Raw genomic sequence first — 19,987 nt, forward strand, 5'->3', positions numbered from 1 at the left:
TCTATGAACAAGCTCTTGAAAACCGGCTGTTTGGCCGTGTACCTGCTGGCGCTCATCGGTCTGTTCACGCCATTGCCGTTCGGGGCCGAAGCGCCGTTGCGCTACGCAGCCGTCATTCTGCTCGGTGCCCATCTGCTGGAAGCTCTGGTCATGTTCCGCCATGTGCGACGTTACCCGGGAGCATTGCCGGTGAGCCTGCTGCTGACGCTGTTGTTCGGCTTCCTGCACTGGTGGCCGCTGCGTCAGCGGTGATTCGTGCGGGGGCGCGGTGCCCCTGAGATCGCGGGTGGCCATACGGCCTGTCTGCGCACAGTCCAGTCCTGGAGTGACGAGCATGTTCGAGAACAAGGTTGTAGTGATCACCGGAGCCGGCTCCGGAATAGGCCGGGCACTGGCGGTGCAGTTCGCCGAGGTCGGCGCCCGGCTCGCGCTATCCGACATCAATGCCGCGGGTCTGGAGGAAACCCTGACGCAACTGGCGCCGGGCGCCGATGCGCGCGCCTACCTGCTGGACGTCTCTGCCCGGGACGCGGTATTCGCCCATGCCGATGAGGTACTGCGCGATTTTGGCGCAGTCCATTACGTGATCAACAATGCCGGCGCGACCGTTGTGGGATCCGTGGCCAATACCGGTATCGATGAGTACGAATGGCAGTTGAACATCAACCTCTACGGTGTGCTCTACGGGACCAAGGCGTTTCTGCCGATGCTGCTGCGGCAGGCTGAAGGCTGCATCGTCAATATTTCCAGTATTTTCGGCCTGTTCGCCTACCCCTGCCAAAGCGCTTACAACATGTCCAAGTTCGCGGTGCGTGGCCTGACCGAGTGCCTCTGGCAGGAGCTCAGGGGGACGGGCGTTCGTGCAGTCTGCGTACACCCGGGCGGTATCAGAACCAATATCGAGCGCGCGGGGCGGCGAGTGAAATTGGCCGGGGAGCTGGAAGGAATATTTGCGGACAAGGCGCACAAGCTCCTGGTGACGCCTCCGGAGCAATGCGCGACGGACATCATTGTGGGGTTGCGCAAAGGGAAGAAGCGCATTCTCACCGGTCATCTGTCGCGTACCACGTTCTGGCTGGTACGGCTGCTGCCTAACGCCTATCCGGCCATTCTTCGCTGGCTGGGTTGATGAGCCCGGCGCAGTGGGTTGGGTGACGCCAACGGCGGCCCCATCCCGAGAGGCCTGCCGCACACCCGGTCATAAGACGATAGCCGCCATCACCCGCGTCTCCGGACTGACCCTCGGCGCGCGGGACGGTCTTGCGGGGGGGGGAGTTTCCGTTAGGCGGGCGGGACAGTTTATGCTGACCGGTAGCCTGGCCAGACTTGCCGGGTCGTCCGGCACGATCTCTCCGCACCACCGCCGGGCGGACTGAGCCTGGGAGCACGACTCCGAGCCTGTCCCGTGGTGAACGGGGCCCCACGATCAGGGCGGAGAGTGCCGCGAGCTGCCGCACATCACGACTCGCAGCTGCGCAAGCCGATGCCGTGAGCAATTCGCCACCCTGTCCTCGCCGGAAACCAAGGCAATGTTTCCCGCCTGGCGGACTGTCGATACAAGCGACGATGCCGGAAGGCGCCTGGCTTTCCCTTACGGAGGTGCTGCACGTGGAGAGAATGGAGCCCGAGCTGGTACTCAAGACCACGCCACCGAGGCACCAGAGGACCGCCTTTTGCCGCCGGCGCCTGAGTCTGGAGGCGCAAGAGCTGGCCTTGCGCAGGGCGATATCGGTGCATGCTCCGGCCGGGTTCGGCAAGACCTGGCTGCTGGCCCAGTGGCGCCGGGAACTCCTTTCTCGCGGCGCCGTGGTCGCCTGGCTGACGCTGGATGGCCGCGACGACAGCGTGCGCTTCGTCCGTGGGTTGGCGGCGGCCATGCTGGTGGCCAGCGGCCGACAGGTCTTCGCCTGCTCTGCCAATCAGGCCATGAGCCTGCGCGATGCCTTCGGCGACTTGACGGAGTGGCTGGCGGAGGTGGCCGATCTGGGGGGCGAGGTGGCGCTTCTGCTCGATGAAGTCGACGTACTGCCTGACGCCACTATCCGGGGCGCCTTGAGCTATCTCCTGCACAACGCGCCTGCGAACCTGCGGGTGCTGATGGCCTCGCGCCGTCGCCTCAACCTGCAGGCCTCCGAGCTGCAGGCCCGGGGCATCTACCTCGGGCTGGGCCTGGAGACCCTGCGTTTTCGCGTGGATGAAACCGTGGCGGTACTCGGCAGTCGTTTCGGCGAGGGCCTCGATATCGACCTCAAGGTCCTCCTGCATGAACTGACCGAAGGCTGGCCGCTGGGGCTGCAGCTTGCGGTGGCGGCCATCGAGAGGGGCTCCGGGCCTGAGCATGCCATCCGTGAACTCCGGGCCTGTACCGGAGATGTCCAACGCTACTTCGTCGATAGCCTGGTGGAGAGGCTGCAGCCGGATCAGGTCGACTTTCTCACCTGCATCGCCTTGCCGGAAACCCTGCACCCGGACTTGTGCATCGCGCTGACTGACAATCCACGAGCAGGGGAGATGCTGGCGGAGCTGTGTGCCAGCACGCCGATCTTCTCCGAGGGGTTGGGCAGCGACTGGGTGCGCATCCATCCGTTGGCCCGCGAGTTTCTCCAGCAGAGAGTGGCCCTGCTTGCACCTGCGCAGCGCTACGAACTGAACCGGCGGGCTGGCGCATGGCTGCAAGCGAATGGTTTCTTCGAGGAGTCCGCGCGTCACTACCTGAGTGCGGACATGCCGGCACAGGCCTACGACATGGTCGAGCAGTGCCTTTACGAGATCATGCTGCGTGGCCAGTTCGGTCGTGTCATCGAATGGATAAGCGAGATTCCTTCGAAAGAGCTGGAGTCGCGCCCGCGCATGTGCCTGGCAGCGGCCTGGGCTCTGGCGATGAGTGACCGCGCGGAGCAGGCCAGGTGCCTGATCGCCAAGCTGCAGTCGGACCCGTCGATCGATGAGGAGGCCAGCTGCGAAGCTGCGGCTATCGCTTGCGCGGCGGCCTATTTCTGCGATAGGCCGGATGAGTCACAAGCGATCATCGGACGCTGGATCGAGTCTCCGCCCAAGAGCTCGGTCAAGGTGCAGGCCATCGTCGCCAACAGCCAGGCTCGTCTGGCGCTGTTCCGTGGCCAGCCGGAAGTGGCGCGACGCATTTGCCGCAAGGCACCGCAGTTCAGCTGGACGGAAGGCCTGGATGCCATCCGCGGCTTCGCCGAATGGGTGATAGGCGTTACTTACCTGTGGGAGGGGCGCATGTTGCCGGCGGCGGAGTCGCTGGGCAGTACCCTGCTGCGTGCCGAACAGGACATAGGGCGGCGCAGCTCGGTGGCCACGCTGCTCGCCTGCTCGCTGGCGGCGGTGCTGCTGGAGCGCGACGAACTCGACGAGGCAACCACCGTGCTGGCGAACCGACTGGACGTGATCGAGCGGCTGGCCAGCCCCGATGCGATCGTCTTCGGTTTTCTCACGGCGGCCCGACTGGCCGGCATACAGGGGCAGGCTCGCCGCAGCCATGATCTGCTCGAGGCACTGTACGCGCTCGGGGATGAGCGGGACGTGCCGCGATTCCGCATCGTCTCGCTGGGCGAGCAGATACGCATGCACGCGTTGCTGGGTCGGGCGGATACCTGCCAGATGCTCTGGCGGCGGCTCGAGGAGGTGATTCCTCGATGCTTTGATGATCCTGGGAGCCTGTTGGCGCCGGAGCTGCGCCTGCATACCGGTGTCGCTCGGGCCTATGTATTGCAGGCTCAACGCGCCTGGCCGGAACTGCTGGCCTGCGCCGCCGAACTCCACGAACTTGCGAGCAGGATGTGGCGTGGCCGTGAGCGGGTCCAGGCCCTGCTGTTCAAGGCCCTGGCCCTTCAGGAGTTGGAGGGGGGTGGCCAGGCGAGCCTGCGCGAGGCCCACAGCCTGGCGGAGGAATACGGCCTGCGCCGTGTGCTGCTGGACACCCACCCGGCACTGGTGCGCTGGACCCCGTCGGTGGAAACGGCCGCTTCGACGCCGAGAGCGCCCGAGGCCGAGCCCGCCACCTGCGGGCCGGTGACGAAAGTGGCACCCAGTCGGCTGTTGACGCCCAAGGAGCAGGAGGTCCTGCAGCTGCTGGCTCAGAAGCTCTCCAATAAGCAGATTGCGCTCGCCCTCAATGTCGGCGAGGAGACCGTCAAGTGGCACTTGAAGAACCTCTTCGGCAAATTCCAGGCGGGCACGCGTCGGCATGTGGTGGATCGCGCCTACATGCTGGGAATCCTGGAAGCGAGCCGCTAGTTCTCCCTCCGCGTCGGCGCCCGGTCGAGAGTCGTGCTGGCGGCGTTCCCCCCTGATTCGCCCACGGTCCAGCGCCCCCCCTCCGACAGCAAAACCGTGCCGTCCCCCCAGGCGATGGGGGGGTGCGCTCGCCTTCAGGCCAATACCGTTTCCCCAATGATTGAGTGCCCGGGGCTGTCCGGGGCTGGGAGAACGGGTATGGCGGAACGCGTGCTGATCGCTGGGGTAGGGGTAACACCCTTTGTTCCGTTGAGCGTTCGACGTCCTTTGCATGGGCTGGCGGGGCAGGCGGTACGGGCCGCGCTGGAGGATGCACGTATCGACAACGACCTGATCGACCAGGTCTTCGTCTCCAGCGTGAACACCCGGGTCGGTATCGGCGAGCAGGTGCTGCTGCAGATCGGCCTGTCCGGTATCCCGACCTTCTGCATACGCGATGGCGGGGTGTCGCCCAGCACGGCAGTGCATCTGGCGCGCAACAGCATCCTGGGCGGTGACGCCGAGGCGGTCCTGGTCCTGGGGTTCGAGGACATGCACGACGGTATCTCCAGCCGGATGCTCTTCGGCCTCGACGCGTTTCCCGACGATGACTGGAGCGACCTGCTGCGCCGTGATGACCCACTGGCGATGGTCGCTCGGCGCGATCATCCCGCCGCCTTGTATGCCGCGCAGGTGCAATGGCTGCAGGCCCGGATGGGCGTCACCGAGCGCTGCTTCGAGCGTGTGCTGGAGCAGGCCAGGACCCGCGCCAGGCTCGTTCCCGGCGGCCTGCCCGACGCACCTGCGCGGGAGGGTTGGCTACCGCCCTACCTGTGCCCGCCAGCCTCCGGCGCCGCCGCGATCCTGCTGTGTTCGGAGAGCTTCGCGGATCGTTACGGCATGCGCCGCGGGGTGGCCATCCTGGCCAGTACCCGCAGCAACGACCTGCTCTGTGAGCTGGCGGCGGGCAATGTCCTGGACGTGCTGGGCCGGGCGGCGACGCGTCGCGCCGCCGCCCAGGCCTACGCCCAGGCGGGCATCGGCGTCGAGGAGCTCGACGTGGTCGAGCTGCATGACCAGAGCGTCGGCGATTTCCTGGTCTTCGCCTCGGCCATCGGCCTGTGCGAGGAGACGCAGATGAGTGATTTCACGTTCAGGCAGAGGAGCAAACCGATGGTTTGTCCTTCGGGAGGGCTGCTGGGCGGCGGCCTGGTGCCTGGAGTCAGCGCCCTGGCGCAACTGGCGGAACTGGTTCGCCAACTGCGTGGGGAAGCGGGGGGGCGGCAGGTTCCCGGCTCACGGATAGGGCTTCAGCACAGCGCCGCTGTCGGGCGTTCGGTCTCGATCACGATTCTCCAGAGGGATTGAGGGCATCGCCGGGACGGCATTCAACACAACACAGTGAGTAACTCGATGAAGAACAAGAACAATAAGATCTGCCATTGCGTGCAACCGAGCGTCTGGGCTTCGGCGCTGATGCTCGGTCTGGGAAGCGTGCCGGCCCAGGCGCTCGAGCTGGATACCGGCGTCGAGGACCTGCAGGTGCGCTTCGACAACACGGTCAAGCTCAATTACGCGCAGCGCGTGGAGAGCGCCAACTCCAAGCTGGCCAACACCTGGAACAACAACGACGGTGACCGCAACTTCTCGGCGGGCAGCGCGGTGTCTCAGCGCATCGATGTGCTGCACGAGCTCGACGTGGTCTACCGCAAGCAGTTCGGCTTCCGGGTCAGCGGCAACAGTTGGTACGACCATGCCTACGACAAGGTCGGCAGCGCCAACCCATCGACCAACCAGTTTCAGGACGGCGTGGCCGACTCGCGGAAGTTGAGCGGCTATGCGGAGCGTTATTACAACGGGTCATCGTCGGAGTTCCTCGATGCGTTCGTCTTCGGCAGCACTGAGATCGGCGATGAGTCGATGCTCAGCATGAAGGTGGGCAGCCATACCCAGTACTGGGGGGAAAGCATCCTGGCGTTCGCTCATGGCAACAGCTATGGCCAGTCCGGCCTGGACATCGCCAAGGCCCTGGCGGTGCCGGGCACCGAGGCCAAGGAGCTGTTCATCCCGCGCAACCAGATCTCGATGAGCTTCACCCTCAATCCGGAGCTGTCCTTCGGCGCCCAGTATTTCCTCGACTGGGACGCCTCGCGTCTGCCCGAGTCGGGCACCTACCTGGGCTTCAACGATGCCATCCAGCACGGCAGTGACGACCTGTCGCTGATCGCCCAGCCCAACCCCATCTTCGGGCTGGTGCCCGGTGCGCCGCAGTTTCTGCGCCTGACGGGCGGGCATACCTTCACGCCGGACAAGCATGGTGATTTCGGCCTGATGCTCAGGTGGACCCCGGAATGGCTCGACGGCTCCCTCGGCCTGTATTACCGCAAGACCTCCGACATCCTGCCGAACATTGCCCTGCAGCCTTCGGCGGTCGGCATGCCGCAACTGATGTCCGGTGTCGTCGGCAGCTACAATCAGTTCTACGTCGACGATATCGACATCTACGGGATCAGCCTGTCCAAGAACATCGCCGGCGTCAGCGTGGGCGTTGATCTGAACTACCGCGAGAACATGCCGCTGGCCAGCGTTCCGGCCAACGTCAATCCGCTCGCGCCCGCGGGGACGCCTGGCTTCGTCAGCAGCTTCGATGGCAACGACGGCGTGGCGCGCGGCAAGACCGTGCATGCGGTGGTCAACGGCCTGACCACCTTCGCCGACACCCCGGTGTGGGATGGCGCCTCGCTGCTGGTCGAACTGGCCTACAGCCGCTGGCTGGACGTGACCGACAACCAGCAGCTGTTCAAGGGCGAGGACTGGTACCGCGGCGTCGACAAGGTGACCCGCGACAACTACGTCATGGGCGTCAACTTCACGCCGACCTGGTACCAGGTCTTCCCCGGCGTCGATGTCCAGTTGCCGCTGACCTACAACGTCGGCCTGGACGGCCAGTCCGCCGTGCAACTGGGCGGCAACGAAGACTCGGGCAGCTACTCCGTCGGCGTAGGTGTCGATCTGCGCAACCAATACCGCTTCGACCTGAAGTACGTGGACAACTTCGGGCCGTTCGATACCTGCGAGTCCGCGGTGGATGGCGCCACGCCCGGCGCCAACGGCCAGTACAACTGCGCGCTGGGACAAACCACCGCGTTCGCGGGAACCCCGGCCCAGCTCAAGGACCGCGGCATGGTCACCTTCACCTTCAAGACAACCTTCTGAGCAACCCACGTAGGAGATTACACATGGCTCTCATCAAGTCGTTGATGGCCAGCGCCCTGGCCTGCGCCATGGTCTCGGCCGCACAGGCGGCCGTTTCGCCGGAACAGGCAGCCCAGCTGGGCCAGACGCTCACTCCCGTTGGCGCCGAGAAGGCTGGCAATGCGGACGGCAATATCCCGGCCTACAACGGCGGCCTGACCACGCCGCCGAGCGGCTACCAGGCTGGCAGTTCCATGCGTACCGACCCGTTCGCCGACGAGAAGCCGCGTCTGGTGATCGACGGCAAGAACGCCGCCGACCAGGCGGACAAGCTCACCGCCACCTCGCGGGAGCTGCTCAAGCGTTTCCCGTCGTTCCGCCTGGATGTCTACCCCACCCATCGGACGGTCGCGCTACCGCAGCGCCTGCTGGACAACACGCGCAAGAACGCTGAGGCGGCGCGTACGACCAACGCGGGGCTGGCACTGGAGAACGTGCTGCCGGGCGTGCCGTTCCCGATCCCCAAGGATGGTTACGAGGCGATGTGGAACCACCTGTTGCGGTACCAGGGGTACGCGATCAACTCCAAGTACGATTCCTGGAACGTCGATGCTTCCGGCAACGCCTCGCTGGCCACCACGGGAGACGCGTACCTCGAGTACCCTCTGTTCGATCCCGAGCGCAATGACGTCCAGGCGCGGCCCGAGGACCTGTACTTCAAGACCAAGCTCTACTACCAGGGGCCGGCCCGCCGCGCTGGCGAGGCCATTCTCATCAACGACGCGGTCGATCCGTTGAGCAAGCCGCGCCACGCCTGGCAGTACCTGCCCGGCCAGCGCCGGGTGAAGCTGGCCCCCGATATCGCCTATGACACGCCCAACCCCGGCTCCGCGGGCAGCTCGACCTACGATGATGCCTGGGTCTTCAACGGCGCCATGGACCGCTTCGACTTCAAGCTGGTCGGCAAGAAGGAAATGTACGTTCCGTACAACACCTACAAGCTGAACTACCACGAGAAAGCGGCCGACATCACCACGCCGAACCACGTCAATCCCGACCTGGTGCGCTGGGAGCTGCATCGTGTCTGGGTGGTCGAGGCGACGCTCAAGCCCGGCAAGCGGCATATCTACAGCAAGCGCACTTTCTACCTCGACGAGGACAGCTGGATCGCTCTCGCCTCCGATGAGTTCGATGCGCGTGGCCAGCTCTATCGCGGCGCGTTCGCCCACATGGCCTACAGCTACGACGCGCAGGCGCCGAACTCGGACAACCACATGTTCTACGACTTCGTTTCCGGCAGCTACAACATCACCGGCATCTACGGTCCGCATGGCGGCGTGAAGTACATCAAGCCGCTCTCGAAAGCCCAGTGGGTGCCCGACGCGTTGGCCGGCGCCGGTATCCGTTGACGACAGGAAAAACGCCGCCGGTTCCGCAAGGGCACCCGGCGGCTTTCGAGCGAGATCGACTCATGAGCATTTTCAAGTGGACCCTGCTGGCCGTGCTGGCAGCGGCGGTCGTCGCGCCTTTCTGTCGTCCGGTCGTGGCGCAGGAATTCGTCGATGTGCTGGATACCCCCTCGCAGGTCAGCCCCCTGGCCGAGCACAGCCTGCTGGTCGGGCTGGCGAGTGCCGGCCAGCGCCTGGTGGCGGTTGGGCAGCGGGGGCACATTCTTTATTCCGACGATGCGGGTAAGCACTGGCAGCAGGCGCGCGTCCCGGTCAGTTCCGACCTGGTCGCGGTGCATTTCCCCTCGGCCCGTCACGGTTGGGCCGTGGGCCACGACGGTGTCGTGCTGCACAGCGCCGATGGCGGCGAGACCTGGGAGCGTCAGTTCGATGGCCGCCAGGTCGGGCCGCGCATGCTCGAGCACTACCAGGCGCTGGTGCAAAAGGCGCCAGGCGACGAGCGCTTGATGGCGCTGGTGGACGAAGCCCGGCGCATGACGGACGAGGGCGCGGACAAGCCGTTCCTCGATGTGTGGTTCGAGAACGAGCAGGTCGGCTACATAGTCGGGGCCTTCAATCTGCTCTTCCGCACCGAGGATGGTGGACGTACCTGGACGCCCTGGATGGAGCACGCGGACAACCCCAGCGCGCTCAATCTGTATGCCATCCGGCCGGCCGGCGGCGAGTTGTACATCGCTGGGGAGCAGGGGCTGCTGCTGAAGCTCGACCGCGCCAGCGGCCGCTTCGAGCCCCGCCCGACGGCTTATGCCGGCAGCTTCTTCGGCATCCTCGGCAAGCCGGGCGTGGCGCTGGTCTTCGGCCTGCGCGGCAACGTCTTCCGCAGCGTCGACGGTGGCGAAAGCTGGAGCCAGGTCGAGACCGGCCTGCCGCTGAGCATCACCGCGGGTACCCAGCTTGCCGACGGCCGTCTCGCGCTGCTCAGCCAGGCTGGGCACCTGCTCATCAGCAGCGACGATGGCGCCAGCTTCCAGTTGCAGGCACAGCCCTCCCTGGCGCCGGTCGCCGCCGCCGTGGGAGCGGGGCCGGGCGCCCTGGCGCTGGTCGGCACGCGTGGCGCGCGCCAGTTGCTCGTCCAATGACTGCGAAACCGGAGAGACACCGACATGGGTAATTACGAGCACGACGGCCGCCCGGTGGTGCGCGAGCTGGAGGGCTTCGAGACGAGCTCCGGCAGCCTGCTGGAGCGCATCGTTTTCAACAACCGCCTGCTGGTCGTACTGACTTGCGCGCTCATTACGCTGGTGCTGGGCTATGCGGCGGCGACTCGCCTGAGCCTGACCGCCAGCTTCGAGAAGATGCTGCCGCAAAGCCAGCCCTTCATCCGCAACTACCTGGAGAATCGCGATTCGCTGCGCGGCCTGGGCAACGCCGTGCGGGTGGTGGTGGAGAACACCGGCGCGGACATCTTCGACCCCGCTTATCTGCAGGTGCTCAAGGAGGTCAACGACGAGCTGTTCGTGACTTCCGGCGTCGATCGGGCCTGGATGAAGTCGCTGTGGACCCCGGCGGTGCGCTGGACGGAGGTGACCGAGCAGGGCTTCCAGGGCGGCCCGGTGATGCCGGACTCCTACGATGGCTCGCCGGCGAGCGTCGAGCAGCTGCGCCTGAACATCGCCCGTTCCGGTATCGTCGGCAGCCTGGTGGGCAACAACTTCCGCTCCAGCATGATCTTCGTGCCGCTGCTGGAGAAGGACCCCGTCACCGGCCAGGCCATCGACTACCATGCCTTCTCCAAGGTGCTGGAGGACAAGCTCAGGGCCCGCTACGAAGCCCGGGACGGCGGGATGATCAAGATCCACGTCATCGGGTTCGCCAAGCTGATCGGCGACCTGCTCGATGGCCTGCTGCAGGTCATGGCGTACTTCGCCGCCGCGGCGCTGATCGCCACGCTCATCATCTATGCCTATACCCGTTGCGTGCGCAGCACCGCGATGGTGATCTGCTGCTCGCTGATCGCGGTGGTCTGGCAACTGGGGCTGATCGCGCTGCTGGGCTATGCACTGGACCCGTTCTCGATTCTGGTGCCGTTCCTGGTGTTCGCCATCGGCGTGTCCCACGGCGCGCAGAAGATGAACGGGATCATGCAGGACGTGGGACGTGGCACCCATCAGCTGGTAGCCGCGCGCTACACCTTCCGCCGCCTGTTCCTCGCCGGGCTCACCGCGCTGCTGGCCGATGCGGTGGGCTTCGCGGTGTTGATGGTGATCGACATCCCGGTCATCCAGGACCTGGCGATCACCGCCAGCGTCGGTGTGGCGGTGCTGATCTTCACCAACCTGCTGTTGCTGCCGGTGTTGCTGTCCTACCTGGGCGTCAGCCAGCGCGCCGCTGCCCGTAGCCTGCGGCATGAGCGGGAGGAGGAGGGGGGGCATGGCCTGGGGGCATTCTGGACGGGGCTCGACCGTTTCACCGAGCGACGCTGGGCGACTGGTGCCCTGCTCGTGGCCGGCACGCTCGCCGTGGTCGGCTTCGCCGTCAGCCTGCATCTCAAGATCGGCGATCTCGACCCGGGCGCGCCCGAGTTGCGCGCGGACTCGCGCTACAACCTCGACAATGCCTACATCACGTCCAACTATTCGCTGTCCAGCGACCTGTTCGCGGTGATGCTGAAGACGCCCAAGGAAGGCTGCCTGAAATACCAGAGCCTGATCGAGGCGGACCGGCTGGGCTGGCTCCTGCAGCAGCAGACGGGCGTGCAGACCAGCGTTTCGCTGGTGGACGCGGTGCGCCAGGTCACCGCGGGTTCGTACGAGGGCAACCCCAAGTGGCTGACCATCGCGCGTAACCAGAACGTGCTGAACTACGGCGCCCAGCAAGCCTCGGTGAACAATCCGGAGCTGTTCAACACCGATTGCTCGATGATGCCGGTGGTGGCCTACCTGTCGGATCACAAGGCCGAGACCCTGGCCCATATGGTCGAGGTGGCCGAGGGCTTCGTGCGCGAGCACAGCACCGAGCAGCGCCAGTTCCTGTTGGTCGCCGGCAGCGCCGGCATCGAGGCCGCCACCAACATCGTGGTGCGCGAGGCCAATCGGACCATGCTGCTCTACGTCTATGCCGCCGTGATCCTGCTGTGCTTCGTGACCTTCCGCAGCTGGCGCGCGGTGCTGGTCGCGGTGCTGCCGCTGATGCTCACCTCGATACTCTGCGAGGCGCTGATGGTCTGGCTGGGCATGGGGGTGAAGGTCGCCACGCTGCCGGTGATCGCGCTCGGCGTCGGCATCGGCGTCGACTATGCCCTCTACCTGCTCAGCGTGCAGCTCGCCCAGCAACGGGCCGGCGCGTCGCTGGCGGTCGCCTACCGCAATGCGGTGGCCTTCACCGGCAAGGTCGTCGCCCTGGTCGGGGTCACCCTGGCCGCGGGTGTCGTGACCTGGGTGTGGTCGCCCATCAAGTTTCAGGCGGACATGGGCATCCTGCTGACCTTCATGTTCATCTGGAACATGGTCGGTGCGCTGGTGCTGATCCCGGCGCTGTCGCATTTCCTGCTGCGCAAGGCGCCCTGAGCCGGAGCCGGCAATGGACCGCCCCTCTGCTGAGGCAGAGGGGCGGTCTTGCATTTTTGGTCAGTCATCCTGGCGAGCCGCGATGGTCACGGTGCCTGATTCGAGGCGCGTTCGGAGCGTCGGGCGGGGGCGGAGGGGACACCACGAACACCAGGGGAGGGGCGCAACACCGGGGTTGCCAGATGTTGCGTATAAGCGCTGCTTCCAGGTTGGCGCGCAGGAACCCCCAGCCGAGACCCTGCCGGGCTCAGGCGATCGCCGAGGGCATTCGAACCGGGGTTACAGCTTGATCAGCAACGGGCCGTTGAACGCCTGCATGATCAGATCGGCAGGCTGGCCATGGGCGAGCAGCTTGGCCATGGCGTTCATGTAGGGCGTGATGTGGCGGAAATAGGTCTTGTAGCCCGCACACAGGTAATTGAGTCCCGGCTTGCCGTCCGGCGTCTCGATGAAGCGGTTCTTCGGGCACTCGCCGTGGCACGCGAACAGGTAGTCGCAGCCCTGGCAGTAGCTGGGTAGCGACTCTTCCTTGGCGGCGCCGAAGGCTTTCTGCGCGGGCGAGTCGAGAAGGGCGGCCGGGTCCTGTTCGAGGATGTTGCCGAGGCGGTACTCCGGGTACATGTAGTGGTCGCAGGAGTACAGGTTGCCATCGTGCTCGACGATCGCGGCCTTGCCGCAGCGCGGGGCGAACAGACAGACGCTGGCGGGCAGTTGGCACCACGCCGCCAGGGCCCACTCGAAGTTCATCACATGGACGCTGCCGACGTCATGGCGCACCCATTCATCGAAGATCGTGGAGAGGAAATTCCCGTAGACCTGCGCTTCGACGCTCTGCTCGGTCACGCCGGCCGCTTGAGGCGCCTGCAGATCCCGCAGGCGCAGCTCCGGCGGCGTCGCGAAGTGTTGGCCACGCGCCGCGTCGGATTGCGTCGGCAAGCGCTCGACCACGGGATTGAACTGGATATGGCGCACGCCGGCGTCCTTGAGGAAGTGATAGACCTCCAAAGGATGCCGGGCGGTTTCGCGGGCTACCGTCACCAGCACGTTATAGGGCACGGCGTGTTTCTGCAGCAGGCCGAGGCCGCGCATGACCTGATCGAAACTGGAGCGGCCACGCTTGTCCGGGCGGTGCAGGTCGTGCAACGTCTTGGGCCCGTCCAGGCTGATGCCGACGGTGAAGTTTTCCTGCGCGAGGAAGGCGCACCAGGTGTCGTCGAGCAGGGTCCCGTTGGTCTGCAGGGTGTTGCGGATCACCTTGCCGGCGGCGAACTCGCGCTGATAGGCGCGGGCCCGTTGAAAGAATTCCAGCCCCAGCAGGGTGGGTTCGCCGCCCTGCCAGGTGAACTCCACTTCCGGACTGCCCTGGGCCTCGATGTAGCGCCGCACATAGGTCCGCAGTACCTCGTCGGACATGCGGAAGCGGCTGTCGCGCGGATGGAGCTGCTCCTTTTCCAGGTAGAAGCAGTAGTCACAGTCGAGGTTGCAGATCGGCCCGACGGGCTTGGCCATCAGGTGCAGACCTTGAGGGACGGTATCGGGCATGGGGCATCATTCCGGGCGGCGGACATGGCGCCTGGCGTCCATGCCGGGGATGGAGTCAGAGATAGCCGATCTTGCGCGCATCGTTGAGCACGATGCGCCGCAGCAGTCCGACGGACAGGCGCCGGAGCTGGAAGATCAATTGGGCGAACGGGCCGACCAGCAGCAGGTCATTGCCTTTCAGAACGGCCTGCACCATGCCTTCCGCCACCCGCTCCGGGCTGCAGCCCTTGCGCCGGTAGTAGTCCTGCAGGCGGTCGATCTGCTCCGGCGCCACCGAGGCGGCGATATTCTTTCGATTGGCCACGATCGGCGTATTGATTACGCCTGGGCACACCGTCGTCACGCCGACCCGGGTGTCGCTCAGCTCCATCTTGAGGACTTCGCTGAGGCCGTAGACCGCGTGCTTGGAGGCGGCGTAGGCCGCCATGCTGGGGGATGGGAACAGCGCGGCGGCCGAGGCCACGTTGAGCACCCGGCGCGGGCCGCCCGCTTCGATCATGCGCGGAATGAAGGCGTGGCAGCCGTGCACCACGCCCATCAGGTTGATGTCCAGCACCCTGCGCCAGTGGGGCAGGTCGCTGTCGAGGAAGCGACCGAGATAGCCGACGCCGGCATTGTTGATCAGCACATCCAGGGCGCCCTGGGCGGTATGGATGCGCGTGGCCAGCTCGGCCACGGCATTGGCATCCGTGACGTCCACCTTGTAGGTGAAGCATTCGCCCCCCGCGCCGACGACTTCCTGCCGCAGGGACTCCAGGCCGGCTGAGTCGATGTCGCAGAGGAGCAAGGTGGCTTTCCGGCGCGCAAAGGCCAGGGCGGCCGCTCGCCCGATGCCTGATGCGGCACCGGTGATCAGGACTTTCTTGTGCGTGAGATCGGTAATCGGCATGGCGCTCTCCGTGGCCGGGATATCAGGGGGTATAGGTCACTTGCAGGTCGCGCACCTGGCCGTCGAAGGCAAATGGCGCTCGCTCGAAATAGTCCAGGGACACCGGCGAGCCGAGATCCTCGGCGACGTCGAAGGTCTCGCTGGCGGTGAAGGTCAGCGGCGGCGTGAACGGCGTGGTGCCGGTGGCCACTTCCTCACCGTTGATCAGCAGGGCCAGGTTCGCCGGTGCTCCCGGCTTGGCACTGGTCATCCGGGTGCGTACCTCGATTTCCGCCGGACCGGGAGCCACCGGGTGCTCCGAGCGCAGCTTCACGCGGGCGATGGCCATGTCGTTGTACTCGTAGACCACATGCCCCTGGTCGAAATACAGGCTGACGCCACCACCGATGCCGCCCAGGGCGAAGACCACGCCACTGGCGTTGTCCTTCAGCTCGACGCTGGCCCGGACGCTACTGTTGCGGCTGCGCAGATTGGGCGCGGTGAACTCCGGCAGGCGCTTGGTCCGGGAGCTGAATCGCCATTCCTTGCGGCCATCGCCTGCCAGCACCGAGGGATTGAGGAAGGGGTACAGCCCCGCGCCGATGGGGTAAACGTGATTGGCCTTGGCCTGTACATCGAATTCCGCTTTCAGCTCGGCGAGCTTCTCGGGGTATTGGTCGGCCAGGTCGGTCGCCTGGGAGTAGTCCTTGCTCAGGTCGTACAGGGCCCAGTGATCGGACTCCGGATGCCAGCCCATGAACTGGGCGAAGCCTTGCACCCAGGGTTTGCGCGGGCCGAATACCGAGGCCATCCAGCCGTTCTTGTACAGGCCCCGGCTGCCCAGGACTTCGAAATACTGCGGCGGTTTGCGCGAGGGCGTGCGGGCGTCGGTGAAGGTGTAGCGCATGCTGACGCCGTCCAGCGGGTCCTGGGCGACGCCATTGACCACCTTCGGCGGCGCGATGTCCAGGATGTCATAGACGGTCGGCGCAATGTCGTTGACGTGATGGAACTGGTTGCGCACCTGCCCATCCGCCTTGATCCGCTTGGGCCAGGAAATGGCCAGCGGGGTGCGGGTACCGCCGAAGTAGCCGGCGACCAGCTTGGTCCCGGGGAAGGGGCCGGAGCCCGCCCAGGCCCAGGCAGCGTTGTACATGCTCTCCAGCTTGGCGCCACCCAGTGCCGGGAGGCCGCCGTACTGGGCGTCGAGCACCTTCAACTGCTGCTCCTTGGGCACCGGAATGCCGTTCTGCGCGAGCAGTTCGTTGATCGTTCCCTCCATGCCTTCGGCGGAGGCGCCGTTGTCGCCGAACACGTAGAAGACCAGGGTGTTGTCGCGTTTTCCCTGCCGCTCCAGTTCGTCGAGGACCTTGCCCGCCTGGGTATCGGCGTGCTCCATGAAGCCGGCGTAGACCTCCATGAGCCTGGCCTGGTAGCGCTTCTGCTCGGGGCTGAGGCTGTCCCAGGCGGGAAGCTCCGCCGGCCGTGGCGTCATTCTGGCGTTCTGCGGGATGAAGCCCAGGGCCTTCTGGCGGGCGAAGGTGTCTTCCCGGTACTTGTCCCAGCCCGCGTCGAATTTGCCTTTGTACTTGTCGGCCCATTCGGCGTTCACCTGGTGCGGGCCATGCACGGCGCCGGGAACCCAGTAAAGGAAGAAGGGTTTTCCAGGGGCGTAGGTCTGCTGGTCCTGCAGCCAGTTCACCGCTTGCTCGGCGAGATCTTCGCTGAGGTGGTAGCGCGGGTTGCGGGGCGGTTCGATGGGTGTGGTGTTGCGGTACAGGCGAGGCTCGTACTGCGAGGTTTCACCGGCCAGGAAGCCGTAGAAGTATTCGAACCCGTAACCGGTGGGCCAGGTATCGAAGGGGCCTGCCGCAGTGGTGTCGCGGGTCGGCGTGTTGTGCCATTTACCGAAGGCCGCCGTGCTGTAGCCATACTGCTTGAGCACTTCGGCCAGGGTGGCCGAGCTCTTGGGGATTTCCCCGGTGTAGCCGTCCCAGTCGGTGGCCAGTTCGGCGATGACGCCATTGCCGACGCGATGGTGATTGCGCCCGGTGAGCAGGGCTGCACGGGTCGCCGAGCTGATCGCTGTGGTGTGGAACGCGTTGTAGCGGATGCCGCTGTCGGCGATGCGGGTGAGCGTTGGTGTATGGATGGCTCCGCCCACCGTATCGGCCTGCGCGAAGCCGGCGTCGTCGAGCATGATCACCAGGATATTGGGCGCGTCCTCGGGCAGGTGCGACGCCGCCGGGCGCTTCTGGTGCCTGGACTCCTGCAGGGTGGGTTTGGCATCGCTGGCGGATGGCACCGGGGGGAACGGCAGGCTTTCCTGGGCCATGGCAATCGAGCTGCCGAGCAGCGCACCCAGTGTCAGGGCCACTTCTCGGGTAGGGGACGGTTTGGGGGACATGGGCGCACGCTTGTTTTTGTTATGGATTGAACCCGCCATCCCTTGCATGGCGGATGGCGGGGGGAGGGACTGGGATCAGGCCGCGAAGCTGGTGATGTCCTTGGCCTCGATACCATTGGCCTCGCAGAAGGCCAGGTAGCGTTCCACACCGGTCTTCCAGTTCTCGATGGCGAAGAGGGTGTCGTTCTCGTCGAAATACAGCAGGTCGCCCTGGGTGATGTTCAGGGTGATGATTTCGTCGCCGTATTCCGCCAGGGCGATCGGGGTGTGGCTGGTCCCGGCCGTTTCGAACACCACGCCGCCTTCCCTGGAAACCCAGTCATGCTCGAGGTACTTCCAGGCGCCCTTGATGGTGTAGACGATCACCGTCCCGGAGTGGTGATGCTTGGGCAGCTCGGTACCGGCCGGCGCCTTGAGCAGCGTGATGGTCTCTCCGCGCACCGGGTCGCACTTGATGTACTTCAGGAAGACATCGTTGCTGTACGGGGCGAAGGGAATCCACGGCAGGTCTTCGTCATTGATGGCTGCGGTGTCGATATTTTCATAGTGCATGGCTTACTCCTTGTCGTGCGGCTAACGCAGTGGCTAGGGGGTAAGCTGATTTTGAGTAGACGCCGCCAATGCCACCCCCCCATTGACCGGGGGGCAGAATCCTCTGCTTCGATCACTGAGGGCGGGGGACACGAGCCCAATCCTTCCATTTCGGCTAATAGGAATGTCAACGAGGGCAGCTACCGACCCGAAGCAGATGCTGAGGATTTGCCCCTGATCCGTGGCGGGGATGACCTACGTGCAACAATGGCGTCTGGAAGAAAGCTCAATGCGTGCGATGACTACGCGACCTGACAACCCATAAGCACATTGATGCTAGAAGAGTCGGCATCCAATGCCTTGGGGCAACTTTTGGAATCGTGCTGTCGGTACCGTTGCACAGAATACAGAGCATACGGAAGGCTGGCTCAAACCGCCTTTGGCCAGATGCCGCGCGGATTGGAAAGCCTCCATGGTGAGGCTGGAGAATTCCAATTCGAGGACTTCTACTTCGGCAAATTCTGCCAAACATATGCAAGAGAAGAGAGAGGGGCTGCCGGTGGTGTTGGATGTACGGGAGCGCTATCTGTGTAAGTAGAAGTTTAGATTACGCCCCGCCCTATAGCGCCTCCCTCTCTCCAGCAGTAAACGGGCTGGGGAGAAGGAGGGATAGGGTTGAAGACGCCGGAAAACCAGTTCGTCTGCTTTGCTTAGGACGCATCGATCCAAATGGTCTTAATCTCGGTGTACTGGTCATGGGCCCAGGCGGACTTGTCGCGGCCGCCGAAACCCGATTCGTTGTAGCCGCCGAAGGGGGTCGAAGCGTCGCCTTCGCCGAAGCAGTTCACCGTGACGATGCCGGCGCGGATTTCCCGTGACAGACGCAAGGCGTTGCGCAAGTTGCCGGTATAGGCTGAGGCGGCGAGGCCGTAGACGGTGTCGTTGGCCAGGCGGATGGCGTCGTCTATCCCACGGAAGGTGGTGACCGCCAGCACCGGGCCGAAGATTTCCTCGCAGAACAGCCGGCTCTGTGGGGATACGTCGTTGACCACGGTGGGGCGGATGAACACGCCCTGGTCGGTGTCGCCGCCGTAGACGAAAGAAAGCTTCTCGCCCTGGGCGTACTCCAGGTAGGAGCGCACCTTATCGAAGTGCACCTGGCTGACCATCGCACCCAGGCGGTTGTCCGGATCCATCGGGTCGCCGAGCTTCCAGTCGCGCAGGTGTACGCCGATGCGTTCGAGCAGGGCGTCGCGCACGTCCTCGTGGACGATCAGGCGTGAGGACGCCGAGCAGTTCTCGCCCATGTTCCAGAACGCGCCGTTGACTACATGCTGGGCGACCTGGTCGATGTCCTCGACGTCGTTCATCACCACCGCCGGGTTCTTGCCGCCGCACTCCAGCACCACGCGCTTGAGGTTGGAGTCCGCTGCGTATTTGAGGAACAGCCGGCCGGTTTCGGTGGAACCGGTGAAACTGACCATGGCCACATCCGGATGGCGGCCGATGGGTTCGCCGGCGTCCTTGCCACCACCGGGCACCACGTTGAACACGCCGGCGGGGATGCCGGCCTGGTGCGCCAGTTGGGCGACACGCAGGGCGGTGAGGGTGGTTTCCTTGGCCGGCTTGACCACGATGGAGCAACCGGCGGCCAGCGACGGGCCGATCTTCCAGGCCAACATCAGCAGCGGGAAGTTCCACGGCAGCACCAGGCCGACCACGCCGATCGGCTCGCGCACCACCAGGGTCACGGCGTTGCTGCCCACCGGCGCGGTGGCGTCGTAGATCTTGTCGATCAACTCGGCGTGCCAGCGCAGGGTGTTGATGGTCTCGGGCACGTCGATGGTCTCGCACTCTCGTACGGGCTTGCCGCTGTCGAGGCTCTCCATCACCGCCAGTTCGTGGGAGTGCTCTTCCAGCAACTGGGCGAAGCCCAGCAGCACCACCTTGCGCTCGGCGGGCGAGCGCTTGCTCCACACGCCTTGCTCGAAGGCTTCGCGGGCGGCGGCGACAGCGACGTCGACGTCCTCGGCGCCGCACGCGGCGATATTCGCCAGCAATTCGCCGGTGGCCGGGTTGGTGGTGGCGAAGGTCTTGCCGGAGGCTGCGTCCTGGAAGCGCCCGTTGATGAAGGCGCGGGTGGGGAACTGCAGTTCGGCGGCGATGGCCGCGTAGTCGGCCTTGGTGAGCAGGTCTGCCATTGTTCTTATCCCTCTATCTGGTTGTCTGG

General features: G+C 65.2%; 13 protein-coding genes. 8 read left to right on the plus strand and 5 right to left on the minus strand.

Going from position 1 to position 19,987, the window contains the following annotated elements; genetic code table 11:
• Positions 1–3: 3 nt before the first annotated feature.
• The 8 genes from ACYCAX_RS25125 to ACYCAX_RS25160 all read left to right on the plus strand — a co-directional run bounded on the left by ACYCAX_RS25125 (position 4) and on the right by ACYCAX_RS25160 (position 12,409).
• Positions 4–252 (plus strand): hypothetical protein, encoded by a 249-nt coding sequence (locus ACYCAX_RS25125; RefSeq protein ID WP_294971832.1) that lies wholly within the window; start codon positions 4–6, stop codon positions 250–252.
• A gap of 82 nt (positions 253–334) precedes the next feature.
• Complete coding sequence (locus ACYCAX_RS25130; protein ID WP_294971829.1) at positions 335–1,129, plus strand: SDR family NAD(P)-dependent oxidoreductase; 795 nt, start codon at positions 335–337, stop codon at positions 1,127–1,129.
• Between the two features lie 488 nt (positions 1,130–1,617).
• On the plus strand, positions 1,618–4,260 hold the full coding sequence (locus ACYCAX_RS25135) for a helix-turn-helix transcriptional regulator (RefSeq protein ID WP_460249106.1): 2,643 nt from the start codon (positions 1,618–1,620) through the stop codon (positions 4,258–4,260).
• 198 nt (positions 4,261–4,458) lie between these two features.
• Positions 4,459–5,607 carry a thiolase C-terminal domain-containing protein gene (locus tag ACYCAX_RS25140; RefSeq protein WP_460249107.1) on the plus strand — a complete coding sequence of 383 codons (1,149 nt, stop codon included), beginning with the start codon at positions 4,459–4,461 and terminating at the stop codon, positions 5,605–5,607.
• A gap of 45 nt (positions 5,608–5,652) precedes the next feature.
• Positions 5,653–7,455 carry a DUF1302 domain-containing protein gene (locus tag ACYCAX_RS25145; protein ID WP_294971819.1) on the plus strand — a complete coding sequence of 601 codons (1,803 nt, stop codon included), beginning with the start codon at positions 5,653–5,655 and terminating at the stop codon, positions 7,453–7,455.
• Positions 7,456–7,478: 23 nt separating this feature from the next.
• Positions 7,479–8,843 (plus strand): DUF1329 domain-containing protein, encoded by a 1,365-nt coding sequence (locus ACYCAX_RS25150; RefSeq protein ID WP_015477674.1) that lies wholly within the window; start codon positions 7,479–7,481, stop codon positions 8,841–8,843.
• A 62-nt stretch (positions 8,844–8,905) separates the two neighbouring features.
• Positions 8,906–9,982 (plus strand): WD40/YVTN/BNR-like repeat-containing protein, encoded by a 1,077-nt coding sequence (locus ACYCAX_RS25155; RefSeq protein ID WP_294971814.1) that lies wholly within the window; start codon positions 8,906–8,908, stop codon positions 9,980–9,982.
• A gap of 24 nt (positions 9,983–10,006) precedes the next feature.
• Positions 10,007–12,409 carry an efflux RND transporter permease subunit gene (locus ACYCAX_RS25160; RefSeq protein ID WP_294971811.1) on the plus strand — a complete coding sequence of 801 codons (2,403 nt, stop codon included), beginning with the start codon at positions 10,007–10,009 and terminating at the stop codon, positions 12,407–12,409.
• Between the two features lie 279 nt (positions 12,410–12,688).
• On the opposite strand, the gene ACYCAX_RS25165 is transcribed toward ACYCAX_RS25160, so the two are convergent.
• The 5 genes from ACYCAX_RS25165 to ACYCAX_RS25185 form a co-directional block, all read right to left on the minus strand.
• Complete coding sequence (locus ACYCAX_RS25165) at positions 12,689–13,951, minus strand: anaerobic sulfatase maturase (protein WP_294971808.1); 1,263 nt, start codon at positions 13,949–13,951, stop codon at positions 12,689–12,691.
• Between the two features lie 55 nt (positions 13,952–14,006).
• Complete coding sequence (locus ACYCAX_RS25170) at positions 14,007–14,840, minus strand: SDR family NAD(P)-dependent oxidoreductase (RefSeq protein ID WP_015477670.1); 834 nt, start codon at positions 14,838–14,840, stop codon at positions 14,007–14,009.
• Between the two features lie 22 nt (positions 14,841–14,862).
• Positions 14,863–17,226: an arylsulfatase gene (locus tag ACYCAX_RS25175; RefSeq protein WP_294971803.1), complete on the minus strand. Its 2,364-nt coding sequence runs from the start codon at positions 17,224–17,226 to the stop codon at positions 14,863–14,865.
• A gap of 75 nt (positions 17,227–17,301) precedes the next feature.
• A complete protein-coding gene (locus ACYCAX_RS25180; protein ID WP_015477668.1) occupies positions 17,302–17,778 on the minus strand; it encodes a 2,4'-dihydroxyacetophenone dioxygenase family protein in 477 nt (158 codons plus the stop codon).
• A 689-nt stretch (positions 17,779–18,467) separates the two neighbouring features.
• Positions 18,468–19,958, minus strand: coding sequence for an aldehyde dehydrogenase (locus tag ACYCAX_RS25185; protein ID WP_294971799.1), 1,491 nt, complete (start codon positions 19,956–19,958; stop codon positions 18,468–18,470).
• Positions 19,959–19,987 lie beyond the last annotated feature (29 nt).

It is taken from the genome of Pseudomonas sp. MT3 (genome assembly GCF_054720805.1).

What these genes read in the sequence shown, in the direction of transcription:
- ACYCAX_RS25150 (WP_015477674.1), top strand. Translation starts at nt 7,479, where the DNA reads ATGGCTCTCATCAAGTCGTTGATGGCCAGCGCCCTGGCCTGCGCCATG.
- ACYCAX_RS25160 (WP_294971811.1), top strand. Translation starts at nt 10,007, where the DNA reads ATGGGTAATTACGAGCACGACGGCCGCCCGGTGGTGCGCGAGCTGGAG.
- ACYCAX_RS25135 (WP_460249106.1), top strand. Translation starts at nt 1,618, where the DNA reads ATGGAGCCCGAGCTGGTACTCAAGACCACGCCACCGAGGCACCAGAGG.
- ACYCAX_RS25125 (WP_294971832.1), top strand. Translation starts at nt 4, where the DNA reads ATGAACAAGCTCTTGAAAACCGGCTGTTTGGCCGTGTACCTGCTGGCG.
- ACYCAX_RS25130 (WP_294971829.1), top strand. Translation starts at nt 335, where the DNA reads ATGTTCGAGAACAAGGTTGTAGTGATCACCGGAGCCGGCTCCGGAATA.
- ACYCAX_RS25140 (WP_460249107.1), top strand. Translation starts at nt 4,459, where the DNA reads ATGGCGGAACGCGTGCTGATCGCTGGGGTAGGGGTAACACCCTTTGTT.
- ACYCAX_RS25175 (WP_294971803.1), bottom strand. Translation starts at nt 17,226, where the DNA reads ATGTCCCCCAAACCGTCCCCTACCCGAGAAGTGGCCCTGACACTGGGT.
- ACYCAX_RS25170 (WP_015477670.1), bottom strand. Translation starts at nt 14,840, where the DNA reads ATGCCGATTACCGATCTCACGCACAAGAAAGTCCTGATCACCGGTGCC.
- ACYCAX_RS25180 (WP_015477668.1), bottom strand. Translation starts at nt 17,778, where the DNA reads ATGCACTATGAAAATATCGACACCGCAGCCATCAATGACGAAGACCTG.
- ACYCAX_RS25165 (WP_294971808.1), bottom strand. Translation starts at nt 13,951, where the DNA reads ATGCCCGATACCGTCCCTCAAGGTCTGCACCTGATGGCCAAGCCCGTC.
- ACYCAX_RS25185 (WP_294971799.1), bottom strand. Translation starts at nt 19,958, where the DNA reads ATGGCAGACCTGCTCACCAAGGCCGACTACGCGGCCATCGCCGCCGAA.
- ACYCAX_RS25145 (WP_294971819.1), top strand. Translation starts at nt 5,653, where the DNA reads ATGAAGAACAAGAACAATAAGATCTGCCATTGCGTGCAACCGAGCGTC.
- ACYCAX_RS25155 (WP_294971814.1), top strand. Translation starts at nt 8,906, where the DNA reads ATGAGCATTTTCAAGTGGACCCTGCTGGCCGTGCTGGCAGCGGCGGTC.